Annotated in this window: 12 protein-coding genes and 3 pseudogenes; 5 read left to right on the forward strand and 10 right to left on the reverse strand. The window is 25.8% G+C overall.

Going from position 1 to position 18,001, the window contains the following annotated elements:
- Positions 1-51: 51 nt before the first annotated feature.
- The 6 genes and pseudogenes from AAHM76_RS08360 to AAHM76_RS02205 all read right to left on the reverse strand — a co-directional run.
- Positions 52-837 (reverse strand): annotated as a pseudogene (locus AAHM76_RS08360) (ATP-binding cassette domain-containing protein); the annotation flags it as partial.
- 780 nt (positions 838-1,617) lie between these two features.
- Positions 1,618-2,190 (reverse strand): ATP-binding cassette domain-containing protein, encoded by a 573-nt coding sequence (locus AAHM76_RS02180; RefSeq protein ID WP_342256476.1) that lies wholly within the window; start codon positions 2,188-2,190, stop codon positions 1,618-1,620.
- A gap of 31 nt (positions 2,191-2,221) precedes the next feature.
- A pseudogene (oppD, locus tag AAHM76_RS08365) lies at positions 2,222-3,923 on the reverse strand (oligopeptide ABC transporter ATP-binding protein OppD).
- A gap of 30 nt (positions 3,924-3,953) precedes the next feature.
- Complete coding sequence (locus AAHM76_RS02195; RefSeq protein ID WP_342256479.1) at positions 3,954-4,748, reverse strand: ABC transporter permease; 795 nt, start codon at positions 4,746-4,748, stop codon at positions 3,954-3,956.
- A 211-nt stretch (positions 4,749-4,959) separates the two neighbouring features.
- Positions 4,960-6,315: an oligopeptide ABC transporter permease OppB gene (gene oppB, locus AAHM76_RS02200; protein ID WP_342256480.1), complete on the reverse strand. Its 1,356-nt coding sequence runs from the start codon at positions 6,313-6,315 to the stop codon at positions 4,960-4,962.
- Positions 6,316-6,379: 64 nt separating this feature from the next.
- Positions 6,380-7,491: pseudogene (locus AAHM76_RS02205) on the reverse strand (IS3 family transposase).
- A gap of 353 nt (positions 7,492-7,844) precedes the next feature.
- On the opposite strand from AAHM76_RS02205, the gene AAHM76_RS02210 reads away from it, so the two are divergent.
- Positions 7,845-11,507, forward strand: a complete 3,663-nt coding sequence (locus AAHM76_RS02210; protein WP_342256481.1) for an AAA domain-containing protein — start codon at positions 7,845-7,847, stop codon at positions 11,505-11,507.
- An 8-nt stretch (positions 11,508-11,515) separates the two neighbouring features.
- The gene (locus AAHM76_RS02215) at positions 11,516-13,012 is read left to right on the forward strand and encodes a hypothetical protein (RefSeq protein WP_342256482.1); all 1,497 of its coding nucleotides are present in this window, start codon (positions 11,516-11,518) and stop codon (positions 13,010-13,012) included.
- A 62-nt stretch (positions 13,013-13,074) separates the two neighbouring features.
- Here AAHM76_RS02215 and AAHM76_RS02220 read toward each other — a convergent pair whose 3' ends face one another.
- Both AAHM76_RS02220 and AAHM76_RS02225 read right to left on the reverse strand, forming a co-directional pair.
- Complete coding sequence (locus tag AAHM76_RS02220; protein WP_342256483.1) at positions 13,075-13,515, reverse strand: hypothetical protein; 441 nt, start codon at positions 13,513-13,515, stop codon at positions 13,075-13,077.
- Between the two features lie 404 nt (positions 13,516-13,919).
- Positions 13,920-15,031, reverse strand: a protein-coding gene (locus AAHM76_RS02225; RefSeq protein WP_342256484.1) for an IS3 family transposase whose coding sequence is annotated in 2 segments (ribosomal slippage) — positions 13,920-14,788 and positions 14,788-15,031 — 1,113 coding nt in all. Because the reading frame shifts where the segments join, the coding sequence is not laid out codon by codon here.
- A gap of 54 nt (positions 15,032-15,085) precedes the next feature.
- Between AAHM76_RS02225 and AAHM76_RS02230 the strand changes: the two genes are divergently transcribed.
- The 3 genes from AAHM76_RS02230 (at position 15,086) to AAHM76_RS02235 (ending at position 16,042) form a co-directional block, all read left to right on the forward strand.
- Positions 15,086-15,247, forward strand: a complete 162-nt coding sequence (locus AAHM76_RS02230) for a hypothetical protein (RefSeq protein WP_342256485.1) — start codon at positions 15,086-15,088, stop codon at positions 15,245-15,247.
- A 36-nt stretch (positions 15,248-15,283) separates the two neighbouring features.
- Entirely contained in the window at positions 15,284-15,355 is a 72-nt protein-coding gene (locus AAHM76_RS08370) for a hypothetical protein (protein WP_425289451.1), read from the forward strand.
- A gap of 213 nt (positions 15,356-15,568) precedes the next feature.
- Entirely contained in the window at positions 15,569-16,042 is a 474-nt protein-coding gene (locus tag AAHM76_RS02235) for a hypothetical protein (RefSeq protein WP_342256824.1), read from the forward strand.
- Positions 16,043-16,259: 217 nt separating this feature from the next.
- Here the strand turns inward: AAHM76_RS02235 and AAHM76_RS02240 are convergent, their stop codons facing one another.
- On the reverse strand, positions 16,260-16,739 hold the full coding sequence (locus AAHM76_RS02240; protein WP_342256486.1) for a lipoprotein: 480 nt from the start codon (positions 16,737-16,739) through the stop codon (positions 16,260-16,262).
- An 88-nt stretch (positions 16,740-16,827) separates the two neighbouring features.
- Positions 16,828-17,891 (reverse strand): IS3 family transposase gene (locus AAHM76_RS02245; RefSeq protein WP_342256487.1). Its coding sequence is split into 2 segments (ribosomal slippage): positions 16,828-17,696 and positions 17,696-17,891, totalling 1,065 coding nucleotides; the frame shifts between segments, so codons are not numbered across the junction.
- Positions 17,892-18,001 lie beyond the last annotated feature (110 nt).

An 18,001-nucleotide genomic window follows, 5' to 3' on the forward strand; every position in this document is an offset into this window, starting at 1 on the left:
CTTTCTGTCAACTGCCATAGCAAGTTTAGATTTTGCTGAAGCAATTTCACGTTAATTCCCAAATAAATAGTGCCCCGTTTTAATTTCAGTAAACTCTGGTAAATCAAATAAGTAATCTAAATGTTCTTTTTCTGGTTCATAGATAAAATGAACTTTTTCTTTTTCATAATTTGGATTAGGTAACGGGATTGCTGATAATAATGCGAGCGTATATGGATGTAATGGATTAGTAAATAACTCCTCAGCGTTTGCTAATTCAACAAGTTGACCATGATAAATAACAGCAATTCGGTCAGCAATAAACCGTACAACCGATAAATCATGGGCAACAAAAATATAAGTTAAATTATATTGTTGTTGAAATTTTTTCAATAAGTTTAAAACTTGGGCTCTAATTGAAACATCTAATGCTGAAATTGGTTCATCAGCAATAATAAATTGTGGTTTCATAATTAATGCGCGAGCAATACCAATTCGTTGTCGTTGTCCTCCTGAAAATTAATGTTAATAACGTGATAAATGTTCTGGTAATAATCCAACTTCTTTTAAAATGTTTAAAATTAAGAAATCTTTAACATCACGATCTTTAATTTGATCTGACTTTAATGGTTTTTCATTTTTCCCTAAATTATTATTATAATAAGTTAAATACAACTGGCGAGCAGTATCATTTTGATATAATTCAGGAAAATTTGTTAACCCTTCTCCAATAATTTCTTCAACCGAAATTCGATCGTTTAATGACGAAGATGGATCTTGAAAAATCATTTTAATTTTTTAATTTTGTAAACGATTTTCTTGCCTTGTTGGTAATTTAAACAATTCCGCATTTTTAACAATTTCATCAATTAATGGTAAATCTAATAAACGATTAGAAGCAATAATGTCCGATGTTGAAGATTTATACTTCTTGCCTACTCATTGATAATATAATTTAATTGTTGTTTGATCACGAAAAACCCCATGTCGTGCTAAATATGATAAATCAGCAAGCATAATTTGTTGTTGTTCTGATGTTGCACTTTTCTTAATCAAAGTCATTAATCCTTCTTTTCATTCATTATCTGGTAATGCTGCTAAACTTGTTTTAAAATTAGACTTGGTTGCTAATTCACTTAATGTTTTCGCCATATCTGCTGTTGCAATTTTTATCATTAAAGCACTCGTTTGATATGCTTGCTGTAATGCAATAATTGCTTGTGGATTTGTTTGCGATTCTAATTCCAATTTTTGTAATTCCTGTAAATATGCCTTTTCAAAATCACTTTTGAAAACATTAAAACGTTTATTATAACCTAAAATATATTTTTTTCGTTTTCCCTTCGGAACAAAAAGAATAAAAGCTGCACGTTGATTTTTATGTAAAAAATTAATCTCATTTAACAATTTAGTATGAATTGATAATAATTTTGCTAATTGTTCAAAAGAAGCATCATAATATTTTTGTGCTTGTTCTAATACAAGGTTTTCTTTTAAAGTATTACGATTTTCTTCTAATTTTAAAAGAACTTTATAAATTTTATGCCCTAATAAAATATTTCCTTCAATAATTTCAATATTTCCGCGGACACGGCCTTTGATTTCTTCTTCTAGGGCAAGGGATAATAATGATGGAATTTATTCATGCAAATTATCCATAAAACGAAAAATTCGTTGATAAGCTTTTAACATATCTTTTAATAAAATTAAATTATATTCATACATTTCTTTTACTAACGTAAAATGATTATTACTATGATTAAAATTTAGTAAATCAACTTTCTTTAATTCAAGGTCAGTTGTTACTAAATATTGTTTATTTGTATAAGAAATTAATTCTTTCGTACTAACAACATATTTTTTATTTTCAAAATAACGATAATAACTAATTTTTAAATTATTAATATAGTTACTTAAATTTTTATTTAATAACATATTATTATTTCGCAATAATCGCAGTTTTTCATTAATATCTAAATTAATTTTATATAATTGTGGTGGTTTTCCCCGAATCAAATACTTATCCATATAAATTGTTCCATCTTTAATTGTTTGCACACCAGCAATGGCACGACCGATGGTTGTTTTACCACTTCCCGACTCACCAACAATACTAAAAATTTCTCCACGGTAAATATCAAAACTTGCTCTTTTAACTGCATTTACTTTTTTATTTTTTTGGCGAAATTGAATTAACAAATCGCGAACCATAATAAACTGTTATTGTTCCTTTTTGTTCATCTTAATCACCTACCTTTGTATCATTTTTAATTTGTTCTAATTGTTGTAATTGCTTTGGTTTTGTTACTTTTGCAGCTCGTGGATCTAATAGTCAAGTTTTTGCATAATGTGTTTCACTTACTTTAAACATTGGTGGTTCTAATAAATAATCAATTTTCATCGCATGTTGATTACGAGGAGTAAATAGATCTCCATATACTTTTGCATATAATGATGGTGGTGAACCAGGAATTGAATAAAGGTCTTCCCCTTTTTGACCAAATTGTGGTAAAGAATATAATGGCGCTCAAGTATAAGGGTGCTTTGGATCAAAAAAGATATCATTCACTGTTCCATGCTCAATAATCTGGCCAGCATACATTACAGCAACCCGATCAGCAATATTTGCTACAACACCTAAATCATGGGTAATAAAAATAACAGTAAATTTATATTCTTTTTGTAATGATTTAATTAAATCCAGAATTTGAGCTTGAATTGTAACATCTAAGGCTGTCGTTGGTTCATCACAAATTAAAACTTTTGGTTGACAAGCTAAAGCAATTGCGATAACTACCCGTTGGCGCATTCCGCCCGAATACATTCCCGGGATATCATGATAACGCTTTTTAGCCTTTGGAATTCCAACTTTTTCTAGTAATTCAATTGCTGTTTTTTGCCATTGCTCGTGACATTTTACGATGTTTTCGTAATACTTCTGAAATTTGAAAACCAACTGATAATAATGGATTTAAAGATGTCATTGGATCTTGGAAAATTGTTGCTATTGTTGGACCACGTAATTTACTAATTTGTTTTGCCGCTTTTAATTTATTAATAAATTCAAAATTTTTAATTAAATTTCATTCTTCATATACATTAGCAAAATTAGCAGCATCCATTGGTTTTCCACTAGCCATTAACTGATTTAATTTGTTAATACGATAACGAATCCCGTCGGTATAAGTTTTTTTACTAAAATAAGTTTGAATTTTACTAAATTCTGTTGGCGAAGGAATAATTTTTTGCTCAAAATATTTTTTTAAAAACTGGATATTTTTCCCTAATAATCGTTTTTCACTTCAAGTTAATTTTTTAATTTTGTCAATTTCATTATTATAACCAACAATTCGATTTTGCAAAAATTTAATCTTTTTTTGTTTTAATTCAGGATTTAACAACATCTCTTGTTGATTTTTATATTCCTTTAATTGTGCATTAAGTTTTCCTATTTTATTATTAATTCGGTTTGAATGACTAAAACTAATTTGTTTTTTTAACACTTCAATTTTATTTTGTAAATCAATAATTGCTGTTTGCAAATTAGTTAATTCCAAATTATTAATCATCTTTATTTTTTGTGTTGTTCTAATAATTCGTTTTTTATTATACTTAATAATATTTTTTTGTAGGTTATTATCTAATAAAATTTTATGAAAATCAACTAAATGAACTGGTTTTCGAAAATACGCTAAATCATCCGCTAAAATATTTTTTGAAGGCGAATAAACAATTGAACCATTACTAATTCATCCATTACTTTCTAACATATTAGTAAATGTTTTGGTCATAACTGACTTACCACTTCCCGACTCACCAACAATTGCCAATGTTTCACCATCATAAATATCAAAAGAAATATTTTGAATAGCAGTTAAAACATTGGCACGAGTTTTAAATTTTATTATTAATTTTTTAATTGAAATAACAATTTCTTTTTCCATAAAGCAATATCTCCTTTTAATACATTATTTTTATTTATAATAGTTTTTGGGGTCTAATGAGTCAGCAAATACTTTTCCGAATAAGAAAAATAAAACCGATGTTCCAGCAATAAAACAAATAGGAATAATTAATAAATGTGGATAATCTTGTCACTTACTAGATGCTAATACTTCATTTAAAATAAATCCTAATGTTGTATTTTCATGTCCTTGGTCAAAACCAAAGTTAAAGTAATTTAATGTTGAATCAATTGCAATAGCCATTGGCACAGCAAAGGATGCTGTTTGAATAATTAATGGTAAAATTCGTGGCATAATATTTTTTGTCACAATTTTTGGTCTAGATGTTCCTAACATTTTTGAAGCAAGATTATATTCGACATTTCGGACTAAAATAATTTGTACTCGAATAACCTCTGCCAAAGTAATTCAACTAGTAAGTGATACGACAAAAATGATAACAGGCATTGTTTTACCTAAAGCAAAAATAATAATTAATCATAAAATTAGTGTTGGTACTAAATTTAAAAAGCGTGTAATTTCAATAAATAAAATATCAAATTTTTTATAAAATCCTCAAATTGAACCAACAATAACGCCAATTAAAATTTTAATTAAGGCAATTATTAATGTAAATAATAAAGTTGTTCGCATTCCAATTCAAATTTTATCTCAATAATTCTCACCATTCATCCCCAGTCCAAATAAATAAGTTGCATTTGGATCTAAAGGTTGTTGATAATTGGAAATTGGTAAATCAGCAGGTAATGGGTTCGCAACTTTACCAATTGGGACAATCGCTGTTAATAAGATAATTGCAAGCAATAATAATAAACAAACAATAAATGTTTTTTTAGTAATTAAAATTTGACCAACTACTTTTCAATAACGATATGATTTCGTTTAAATTCGTTCATTCTCTTCTAGTTGGGGGCCAACAATTTCAAATAAACTTGGATCTAAATTATTAATATCATAACTTTGAAAATCAAGTAACTCTTCATCTGTAACTCTTCGCATCATCTTACTCCTCTCTTTATTTTGTTAATTTTACTCGTGGGTCTAATATCGCCATCATAATATCGGCTATTAAACTAGTAACAATTCCAGCTGTTGCTGTTAATAAAATATATCCCATGACAACAAAGGAATCCTTGTTTCCAACGCCCGAGACAATAAATTTACTCATCCCTGGAATTGCTCAATTTTGTTCAGCAAAGATACTCGCCCCAAAAATTGTTGTTACAAAAGCTGCTGGTAATAAACGAAAAATTCGAATCCCCGCATTACGGAAAATATGAATATAGAAAATATAACGATTAGTCATTCCTTTTGATAGGGCAAACTTAGTATAATCAGCCGTCATTTCATCAATAACATATCGTCTTGTATTAATAACAATTGGTGGTGTTATCATTAAAAAAATTGCAAACACTGGTCAAAATTTAGTATGAAAAGTTCCCGAACTAAATAAACCATGAGCATAAAAAACATTAATTGAAATTAAATAAATTCCTGCGACTAAAACAACCGGTGGAATTGCTAAAAAGATAATTGACCCAGCATTAATAGTATTATCAACACCACGTTCTTTATTTTTTGCAGCAATGATTCCTAATGGCACACCAATTAAATAAGCTAATAACACCGCAACTGACCCAAAACCAAATAAATACGGGATTGCTAGCGCAAAGATATCTGACACCAATTCTCCTGGTTGTGCTACTGCTGTTGAAAAAACAACTCCTAAGTAAAATCATGTTGTAAATTTTTCACCAACTAATTCACCAGTTATTGGGTCAAAAGCACTATTAATAATTATTGTTTTTTTAATAAAAGGCATAATATTTCGTAAATATGTTCCTAATTGACTTCAAATTGAGCCATATACTCCAAAAATTTTCATTCTTTGTTCCAATAAAGCATTATATTCTGGTGTACCTGGTAAAATATTTAATTTATCAATATCAATGTCTTTAATATAAATATCATCAGGAGTTACTAATCGCAATAAAATAAAAATTACACAAATTGCTAGCAATAAAGTAATAATTGCAAAAAAGATTCTTTTTAATGAATAACCTATTAATGGAAAACGATCAAAAAACTCCCGGCGGTGATGATTAAAAATTGCCATTTTATATTTCATTTCATTAAAAAGTGATGTTCGTTTATTTGCTTGTTGATAATCTAAATCAACATTAACAAACTTGTTATCATATTCTTTACTAATATCAAAATTGGTTTTAGAAATATCTTTCTCTTTTTTAATATTTTTTCATATATTTTTTCCCTCGCTAGCTCTAAGGAAAAATAAAATGTCTCTTTTATCAAATTTTAATAAAATAATGTGCTTAAAATAACTTATTCAAAAATAATGTACTTGATACAAAATATAATTTTATATTATGTAATTATATTTTACTTTGGAATTGCAACACTTTTTAGGACACTTTTTATATAGACATTTGTTTTCTAAAAGTAACTGGAAATAAATAATTTAAACTGCCATGAATTCGAATATTGTTATATCAATGCACAAAATCAAAAAGTTCGTATTTTAATTGTGTTAAATTTTTAAATTTTTTACCCTTAATAAATTCAGTTTTAAAAGTTTTGTAAGTTGTTTCAGCCACAGCATTATCATAAGGGCAGCCTTTATTGCTTAATGATCTTTTAATATTAAAAGTTATTAAAATTTCATCAATGATTTTATTTTTAAACTCATTACCACGATCAGTATGAAATAGAGTTATTTGATTTAATGGTCGTGTTATTTTATGAAAAGCTTGTTGGACCAGTTCGGCTGCTTTATTCGGCCCAGCACTATAACCAATTATTTCACGATTAAACAAGTCAATTAATAAACAAATATAATGTCATTTAGCGCCAACTTGAACATATGTTAAATCACTAACAATAACTTCATTAGGTTTTTTGTTGTTAAATTGACGATTTAAAATATTATTAATTTGGTCATTATTGACTGTTGTTTTATGATTATGATATTTTAATTTGGTGTATTTAGAAACCAAATTATTTTTGATCATAAAAAATCTGATTTTTCGCCGCGATAAGATGATATCTTTTCTGTTTAAAATAACTTTAATTTTGCGAGCCCAATAAATTTTGCGACTTTTATTAAAGGTACTGATAATTTCTTGTTCATAATTATTAACTTGCTTGTTAATACATTTATTAGTTTGATAATAATACGTTGATTTTGATAAACCCAAAATCTTACATATTTTTCTTACTGAATATTTTGTTTTGTTGTTATTAATTATTGTTATTTTTTGGCCATTATCAGTGCGGCTTGCTTTAAAATGTCATTTTCCATTTTCAAGTCTTTAAGTTATTTTCGTAAAGTTATTATTTCATTTTCTTCTAGTGTGCGATTGTCTTTTGCTTTAAATGAACCAGAATTATTATAATTTTTAACTCAACTATAAATAGTTGGTTTTGGTAAATTATATTCTTGCCCTAGATTAATAACACTTTTACCATTTTTATATAGCATGACAATTTGTTTTTTAAATTCTTCAGAGTATGAAGTTTTATTTCCCATTTTTATATTCCTTCTTTCTTAATAATTTTATCTAATTTTGAAGTCTATATAATTATGGTCCTAATAATTGTAGCCTATCCAAATTTTAGTTCCCGTAATACTACCATAATTTTCTAATGTATTTAATAATTGATTAATAGCGTTCATACTATTATCCTCATCAACGTAATGTTATCTACTAAATAAATTAGTCATACACTATTTGAAACATATACTATTTTTGAAAATTATTGTAGTTTTTAACTAAATTTATTTCATAAAATTTTATTTTTAAGACATTTGCCTTTCTGCAATAATTTACAACTTTTAACAAATGTGCTAATATAAGTAATATTAATAGGAAGAGAAAGACTATGAAAAAAAATATTCTAACGATTTTAAGTGAGTACAAAAAACGACTATTAAATGATAAAACGGTGGGAGACATTTTTTTAACCAAAATTAACACAAAAAGTAAAAATATTTTTAATTTCTTAGACTTATTATTTTTATCAAACCAAGACCCAGAAAAAGTTTGAAAAGATATTAATAAGAAAGAAAATCTTATTATTACTAAATTATCTGGAGAAACAATTATGGAAATTTTTTGTTACGTTGGAGGAATTATTAACAAAAGTAAAAATGATGCAGAATTTGCTTCACACTTAAAGCAACATGCATTTAATAAGTATCCCATTTTGCATTATTCAAAAATTCTTGAATTTATTTTTACATTGTTTGTTAAGAAGGATGGGAAAAAAGTTAGTGAAGAAAGTTTATTAAACTTAGAAAAAATTATTAGTGAAGAAACAACAAAAATTTTTAATAAATTTACTCGAATTTTGCAAGATGCTAAATTATATTACTTTGAACGAAACATTAATCCATTATATATTGGTTGACCATACATTGAAGGGCTAACACAATCACAAAAAGTTTTTCGTGCACCATTATTATTGTGACCACTTAATGAACTTAGTCGCACAAAAAATAAAATTGTTTTAGCAACGAAACATGATGAAATTTTATTAAATTCAGCAATTCGTTTAAGTCAAATTAAAGATAGTAATTATAATGTTGCAGAATTTAGTTTTGATTCCCTAACTTTAACGGATGATATTTTTCAAAAAGCAATTAATGATTTAAAAAAATTAGGATTTAAGATTAAAAATGAAGATAAAATAAATCATTTATACAATTTAAATTACTACAAACAAAACGAGCAATTATGTTCTAATATTGTTGATAACTTTGATAAATATTTAACCAATAATTATCAAGTTAATAATTTAGGATTAGTATTTGATTGTTATCTTGGAATGTATAATATTTCATCAACAACATTATATCGCGATTATTGTGATTTAGAGAAAGTTTCTGATCATTCTGTTAGTCAAATTTTTCAAAATGAATATAATATTGAAGAGGATTGAGCAGAAAACCAACTACGATATCAAGAAGAATTAAATGAAAGAACAGTAATGGCAATTAACAATTATGATATTTCCCAAAAAGTGGCCATTAAGAAAGCATTAGAAAAAAATACAATTATTCAAGGACCACCTGGAACAGGAAAATCTCAAACAATTAGTAATTTAATTGTTAATAATTTATGCCGTGGAGAACGAGTTCTATTTTGCGCGGAAAAACAAGATGCAATTAAAGTTGTTTATAATAATATGAAAAAAATTCAAAATTATTGTTTAATGATTACTAACTTAGAAGAAAAAGAGAGTTTTTATCAAAAAATTTTAGATAGTATTAATAATATTAATCAATTATATCCAGAAGTAGAAAGTGCAATGTATCTAACTAAAATGGATCAGTTATTTGATAATATTAAGAAATATAAAATTTTTGCGCGCCAAAATACTTATCAAGATTATTTACAATTTTTAAATAATGTTAAGGACCATCCACTATCATTAGATTTTGAATTATTAAGTCAATTTTATTATTTTGAATTAGAATATGAGGATTATTGTCGTCATTGTCATCGAATTTATCAAAATACAATGATAGTTCAAAAATTTTTAGCATTGTTTAATGATTTTCCGCATTTTGCAGAAATTTATCATCGTTTTCGAGCAAAAGAATTTAAAAAAATGTTAAAAAAAGCAGAAGGTTTAAAACCGCGTAAATTTTTAGCTTTAATATTTAATGTATTAAAAAATAATATTGTTAGTTATACGATTAATAGTGTTGATGAAAATAAATTTAATTTATTTAAAATTGAGGAAGCAGCTTTAATTGATGCATTAACAATGGAATTTAAAAATATTGATTATTTTGTTAATCGTTTAGAATTGATTGACCAAAATGATCGTCTTCGTCATGAAGACAAAAATTATAACTTATATGCTTACTTAGGAACTGTTGTTAAAACTGAAGCAGATATGCCATTAATTTATCAACATTATTTTGTTCATTGTTATCAAACAGAACATGCTGAGTTATTAAAAGTTGGAACTTTAAATTGACGAGAAGAACTAACTAAATTAAGCAATCAATCAATGGTTAATACAACGGAATATTTAACTTATTTATACCATCAACAAATCCGGGATGTTATTAAAGCAAATTTTATTGAAACATTGCCTAAAATTATTGAAGAATGTCGAAAGAAAACAAAACGGTCAATTACTTATTTTTTTAAAAATAATTATGAATTAATTAAAATTTTATTTTTTGTTATTATGGTAACCCCAGATATTGCCTCGCAATTATTACCATTAAATCATCAAGAGTTTGACCAATTAATTTTTGATGAAGCATCACAAATTTTTGTTGAGCGAGCAATTCCAATTATTTATCGGGCAGAACGAATTTTAGTTGCTGGGGATAAAAAACAATTAGGACCAACAAATTTCTTTTCATCACGGTTTGATTATGATGGGTTAGAACAAAACGAAGAATTATTAGCCCTTGAAACAACCTTAACTGATAATAGTTTACTTGACTTTGCTAGTAAGCAATATAATTCTAGTATGTTACGGTTCCATTACCGGTCAAAGTATAGTGAGTTAATTAATTTTTCAAATGCCGCTTTCTATGATAATAATTTAATTATGATTTCAAATAAGACAAAAAAAGATTTTCCGTTAAAATTAATTGATGTTCCCGATGGGGTATGAAAAAACCGTGGTAATATTCCTGAAGCAAAACGTATTGTTATGTTACTAAAAGAAATTATTATAACTCGAAAACAACAAGAAACAATAGGGGTTGTTACTTTTAATGAAGTGCAAAAAAACTTAATTTGACAATATTTAACTGAGGAATTTGAAAAAAAACCAGCATTAGAACAAGAATTACATCGAATGCATAATGGACGTAATGAAGGATTATTTGTTAAAAATCTTGAAAATATTCAAGGTGATGAACGCGATATTATTATTTTTTCAATTGGTTTTGCCCGGGATGAAAATAATAAATTTGCGCAATTTTTTGGTCCTTTATCGCAATCAGGCGGTGAGAATCGCTTAAATGTGGCAATTACGCGGGCTAAAGAAAAAATTTATATTGTTAAGTCATTTCCATCAGCATTAATTTCAGAAGATTCAAAACATCCTGGCCCACGGTACTTTAAATATTATTTAGAGTATGTTGAACAATTAAACCGTGGTAAAGATCAAGAAGACAAAGTATTAGCAAAGTTAACAACAGCAAAAAGTTATGACCAAGAACAGCAAATTTCTAAAATTAATCGACAATTTACAACAGAAGTTGCGGCTGCTTTAACAGCAGTCTTAAGTGGTTATGAACGTTATCAAATTGCAACATATACAGTGCAAGGAACTTATCAAATTGATGTTACGGTATATGATCAGAAAAAGGACCATTATGTATTAGGCATTATTTGTGATGATTTAACATATCCAATTGGGGTTGAACAAAAAGAATATGATTTTTATCGTCAAAAGTATTTGGTTGACCGCGGGTGAAAAATTGAAGCAATTTTACATAGTAATTGGTTATTTAAAAATTACCAAGCAGATATTATTAATAGGATTGTACAAAAAATTATTGGTAAATAGGGGGCCTTATGAAATTTGATTTAACTAAAATTAAAAAAATGAAAAATCTTAAGGATTTAGAAATATATTTATTTAAAACATATTTACCAAAAAATGGTAATCGGATTATTAAAGCAGAATTATTAAATTTAATTCATACTTATTTTTCAACCGTAACTTCTGACCAGGCAAATCAATTTATTACATTATTAAAAGATAACCGGGTTATTTTTCTGCGCGGATATCATTATGTTGGTAATGAAACATTAGAATCATTTAGTCGGCAAGAACAAGAAAAAGAAGAAATAGTTGAATCACCCGTGTTGCGTTCAACAGAATCAATTGCGAAATTAAGTTCCAATTATGAACAAAAAGAAAAACCAGCTTTAAAAGCAAAAGCAACATTACCACGCAAAACAATTGATTTTAGTAGTCTATCTTTTCCAGACCGGTATCTAAATTTTATTCAATTATTATATCCAATTAAAAATGAAAAGGAAAAACCAATAATTGCTTTACATGATATTCCTGATTTAATAGTTAATAATCCTTCTAATGAAGAAAAATATTTTAAATTTAACAAACAACATATTATGGCAAATGATGACGATAATTATATTGACCAAACAAAACGGAATATTATTTTAAAAGATGACCCTGAACCAATTGTAGAAGAATCTTCGGAATGAACAACTATTAAACCAGAAAAGTTAACATTTGATTTTTCTAATCCAACTAGTTCCGAAGCAATTTGACGAAAAATGAGTATTAGTCAATATCGAAAATATTTTTTATCATATCATCAAATTATGCCGTTTCAATACCAAGGGTTGAATAAGTTTTTTATTGATTATTTATTATCTTTACCAATTAATGATAAATTAATTACAAATTATTATAGTAATGTAATTGTGAATAAAAAAATTTATCAAGCTTTGTATTATAATTATTTACGAAACCGGATTAAGTATGCCTTTTTAATTGATTATAATTTATTTTATGATGTTCCTTTAATTCAAAAGAACCTTGATAAATATCATAAAGAAGTTAAAACAGCTGCTGAAAACATTATTCTTAATTTATTTATGCAATTTTTAAGTTCAACTTTTAATGTTAATGAAAAAAAATTACAAATTAGTTCAGAAGTTATTAGTCAAATTAAAGATTTTTATTGATCATTTAATCAAAAAATGCATTTATTTGAATTTAAAGATTATATTTTTTCCACAAACCCAAAATGAAAAGAAGAATATGCAATTAATTTTATTAACTTTTTTGAAGGATATAAATTTACTTCAAATCAACAAGCAATTAATTTAATTATTGATCATTTGGAAAGTGATAAATTATTAGAATTATTAAAAGAAAATATTAATAAAATTAACTTTAAAAAAACAACAATTAATAACCATGTCCTATGATATGATGTTAAAACTAGTTGTCATTTATTAGATAATGAATTAACATATATTAAAGGAAATTTGTTAAATAATATTCAAACTATTTTTGAAGAAACAATTAGTTAAAAAATGCTATTAAGATTAACTTAATAGCATTTTTTTAATTAAATATTTAGAAAAAATTTTTTTTATAACATTTTATCTAAAAAATGTCATACTTTTTTAAAGTAATTATTGGCCGATGTCATATAACTCTCTACTGTTTTTAATGATTCACTAGTAAAATGTTTAATATCATCTCAGTGTGAGTAAGCATAATAACCACCATAAATAGCTGCTCCAATTGCTAATGATATTCCTAAAGTTTCAGCAGCTGTTCCTAATGACCCAGCAAGAATTCCCCCCCATCGCTGTTGGCACTGATAACGCTCAGCTGCTACTGTCATAGCTTCATTGCTTAATAAAATTTCAGCTGTTGAACTTGCTGCTTCTTCTAAAGTAATCATTGCATCAGCAATTACATCACTAGTTAATTTTTTACCAGCATAAATTGCTTTCTCAATTGTTACAATTAATGTTGAATTAGCATTAAGAATTCCTGATACTTCTCTCGTAACAAGATCAATCATCGATGATGCATTATCTTGAATAATATATGTTCCAGCCGGAATAACTGTTGCAGCTGCACTAGTTGCTACGCTGCTTATAAATCCTACTAACTAACTTAAAATACCTAATAATGTTCCCATAGTATTTTTCTTTCTTTCTTAAATTATATTTTTAATATTTTTTGATAAATTTTAGTACAAATGCAACTGTATACTTTATTTATAACTTTTTTTCAGGCAAAAAAACAAGAATATTAGAGTGCGTCCATTTTAGTAAGTACTAATAAAAAGTATTTACTATTTTTTTAATTATATCTTTTTATTTACGATTTGAATATCATGTATTTCATTTTAAAACATCTTGTATATATTCTTAATGTGAATTATATATTTTATTGGAATAGCAACACTTTTTAGGACACTTTTTATATAGACATTTGTTTTCTAAAAGTAACTGGAGATAAATAATTTAAACTGCCATGAATTCGAATATTGTTATATCAATGCACAAAATCAAAAAGTTCGTATTTTAATTGTGTTAAATTTTTAAATTTTTTACCCTTAATAAATTCAGTTTTAAAAGTTTTGTAAGTTGTTTCAGCCACAGCATTATCATAAGGGCAGCCTTTATTGCTTAATGATCTTTTAATATTAAAAGTTATTAAAATTTCATCAATGATTTTATTTTTAAACTCATTACCACGATCAGTATGAAATAGAGTTATTTGATTTAATGGTCGTGTTATTTTATGAAAAGCTTGTTGGACCAGTTCGGCTGTTTTATTCGACCCAGCACTATAACCAATTATTTCACGATTAAACAAGTCAATTAATAAACAAATATAATGTCATTTAGCGCCAACTTTAACATATGTTAAATCACTAACAATAACTTCATTAAGTTTTTTGTTGTTAAATTGACGATTTAAAATATTATTAATTTGGTCATTATTGACTGTTGTTTTATGATTATGATATTTTAATTTGGTGTATTTAGAAACCAAATTATTTTTGATCATAAAGAATCTGATTTTTCGCCGCGATAAGATGATATCTTTTCTGTTTAAAATAACTTTAATTTTGCGAGCCCCATAAATTTTGCGACTTTTATTAAAGGCACTGATAATTTCTTGTTCATAATTATTAACTCGCTTGTTAATACATTTATTAGTTTGATAATAATACGTTAATTTTGATAAACCCAAAATCTTACATATTTTTCTTACTGAATATTTTGTTTTGTTGTTATTAATTATTGTTATTTTTTGGCCATTATCAGTGCGGCTTGCTTTAAAATGTCATTTTCCATTTTCAAGTCTTTAAGTTCTTTTCGTAAAGTTATTATTTCATTTTCTTCTAGTGTGCGATTGTCTTTTGCTTTAAATGAACCAGAATTATTATAATTTTTAACTAAACTATAAATAGTTGGTTTTGGTAAATTATATTCTTGCCCTATATTAATAACACTTTTACCATTTTTATATAGCATGACAATTTTTTTTTTAAATTCTTCAGAGTATGAAGTTTTATTTCCCATTTTTATATTCCTTCTTTCTTAATAATTTTATCTAATTTTGAAGTCTATATAATTATGGTCCTAATAATTGTAGCCTATCCAAGTTTAACAGATGATCAATTTTTAGAATTTCATGAAAAAGTCAAAAAAGAAGCAGAATTAATTAAAAAACAAAAACGCTTAAATGAAATTGATCAAAAATTTAGGGATAAAGGTATTAAATGTCCTAATTGTTAATCTTTTTATTGTGTTAAAAATGGTCATAATCCTGAATTAAAACAAAAATATTTATGCAAAAAATGTCGTGCTAGTTTTGATGCTTTTCGTGATCATTTTACGTATTAAAGTCATTTAAATTATGAACAGTGAAATTTATTGATTCAAATTTCATTATTAGGCCAATCTAGTAAAATGATTTCCCACTTTATTAAAACATCACCGAAAACCGCTTGATATAATCGCCAAAAAATAATGAAATCAAAACAATTATAAAACACCCAATTAAAATTTAAAACGTTAAATGGCCAAATTCAAATCGATGAAACATTTATTAAAGAAATCCACAAAGGTAATTTTAAAGATAAATTTGATAAAAGAAAAATTCATCTTGATTCATTTTCGACCAACACTAAATGTTGTATTCAAATGGCTGTTGATAGCAATAATAATATTTATGTTAAATCAACCAACACAAAACGATTACAAAAACAGTTAATTATTGAAAATATTAATAAACAATTAATCAAAGAAAATTCAATTATTATTTCTGACATGCAACCATTATATTTATTAGTAGCAAAACAAACAAATTCTATTTTATTAGCAACTAAAACTAGCACAAATCCTGATGCTAGTTATCGGAAGTTAAATAAAATTAGTAAATTACAATCAAATCTTAAAGAATCATTAATTCATTATCATGGCTTAGGTTTCACGAACATTCAAAATTATTTAAATCTCTGAAAATGAAAATACCAGCATAAAGGTTTAACGCCAAACCAACAATCATCGGTATTATATTTTAACGTATAAAAAAGTTAAATAACAATATTAAAAGTTTATATAATTTTCTTTTAAAGTTATCATATTGATGATTTTTTTTATTTCATCAAGAGTTTTCTACAAAATTAAAAATATTTTCCTATCCAACCTTAAAAGAACAAATTAATATTAATAATTTAGAATTATTTAATAAAAATAATGAAAAATTATCATTAATTACATTAGAAATATAAAAAGTTATTTAGATTTATAAATCTAAATAACTTTTTAATTGATTTTCGACATCTGTATTTGGTTCATCGTCACTATTTCAACGATAAACTGATTTAAAATAAGTTCCATTATCTTTATTTCAATCATAACTTACAAATCCATTTTTATAAATAAATAAATCACCACCAAAATGTGATGTTTTAAGTTCATATTTATCATACTTATCTAAAACTTTTTCTTTTTGTTCAAAATGTTTAAATTTAACAATGCGTCAATCATTATTTTCATTACCTCGTCATACAACAAAATAATATTTATTTTCAACAATAATAAAAGGTTTTTCTTGTGGCGCTATTCATTCTAACTTATTTCCATTTATAATTTTGCTATTTTTTTGTTTTAATTTTGCTAATTCTTCTGGTGTATATTCTTGTAGTGTATTACAAGCAACTAAACTTGTTGTGCTTGTTCCAATTAATGTAATTGTTCCTAAGATACTTAATATTTTTTTCATTACTTTAAATTCCTTTTGTTATTTTTTTATAATCACATTTTTTATTTTAACTAACATGTTGGAATGGCAACACTTTTTAGGGCACTTTTTATATAGACATTTGTTCTCTAAAAGTAACTGGAGATAAATAATTTAAACTGCCATGAATTCGAATATTGTTATATCAATGCACAAAATCAAAAAGTTCGTATTTTAATTGTGTTAAATTTTTAAATTTTTTACCCTTAATAAATTCAGTTTTAAAAGTTTTGTAAGTTGTTTCAGCCACAGCATTATCATAAGGGCAGCCTTTATTGCTTAATGATCTTTTAATATTAAAAGTTATTAAAATTTCATCAATGATTTTATTTTTAAACTCATTACCACGATCAGTATGAAATAGAGTTATTTGATTTAATGGTCGTGTTATTTTATGAAAAGCTTGTTGGACCAGTTCGGCTGTTTTATTCGGCCCAGCACTATAACCAATTATTTCGCGATTAAACAAGTCAATTAATAAACAAATATAATGTCATTTAGCGCCAACTTGAACATATGTTAAATCACTAACAATAACTTCATTAGGTTTTTTGTTGTTAAATTGACGATTTAAAATATTATTAATTTGGTCATTATTGACTGTTGTTTTATGATTATGATATTTTAATTTGGTGTATTTAGAAACCAAATTATTTTTGATCATAAAGAATCTGATTTTTCGCCGCGATAAGATGATATATTTTCTGTTTAAAATAACTTTAATTTTGCGAGCCCCATAAATTTTGCGACTTTTATTAAAGGCGCTGATAATTTCTTGTTCATAATTATTAACTTGCTTGTTAATACATTTATTAGTTTGATAATAATACGTTGATTTTGATAAACCAAAAATATTACATATTTTTCTTACTGAATATTTTGTTTTATTGTTATTAATTATTGTTATTTTTTGGCCATTATCAGTGCGGCTTGCTTTAAAATGTCATTTTCCATTTTCAAGTCTTTAAGTTTTTTTCGCAAAGTTATTATTTCATTTTCTTCTAGTGTGCGATTGTCTTTTGCTTTAAATAAACCAGAATTATTATAATTTTTAACTCAACTATAAATAGTTGGTTTTGGTAAATTATATTCTTGCCCTAGATTAATAACACTTTTACCATTTTTATATAGCATGACAATTTGTTTTTTAAATTATTCAGAGTATGAAGTTTTATTTCCCATTTTTATATTCCTTCTTTCTTAATAATTTTATCTAATTTTGAAGTCTATATAATTATGGTCCT

Origin of the sequence: Spiroplasma endosymbiont of Poecilobothrus nobilitatus (assembly GCF_964030655.1) — a bacterium.
Classification (GTDB): Bacteria; Bacillota_I; Bacilli_A; order Mycoplasmatales; family Mycoplasmataceae; genus Spiroplasma.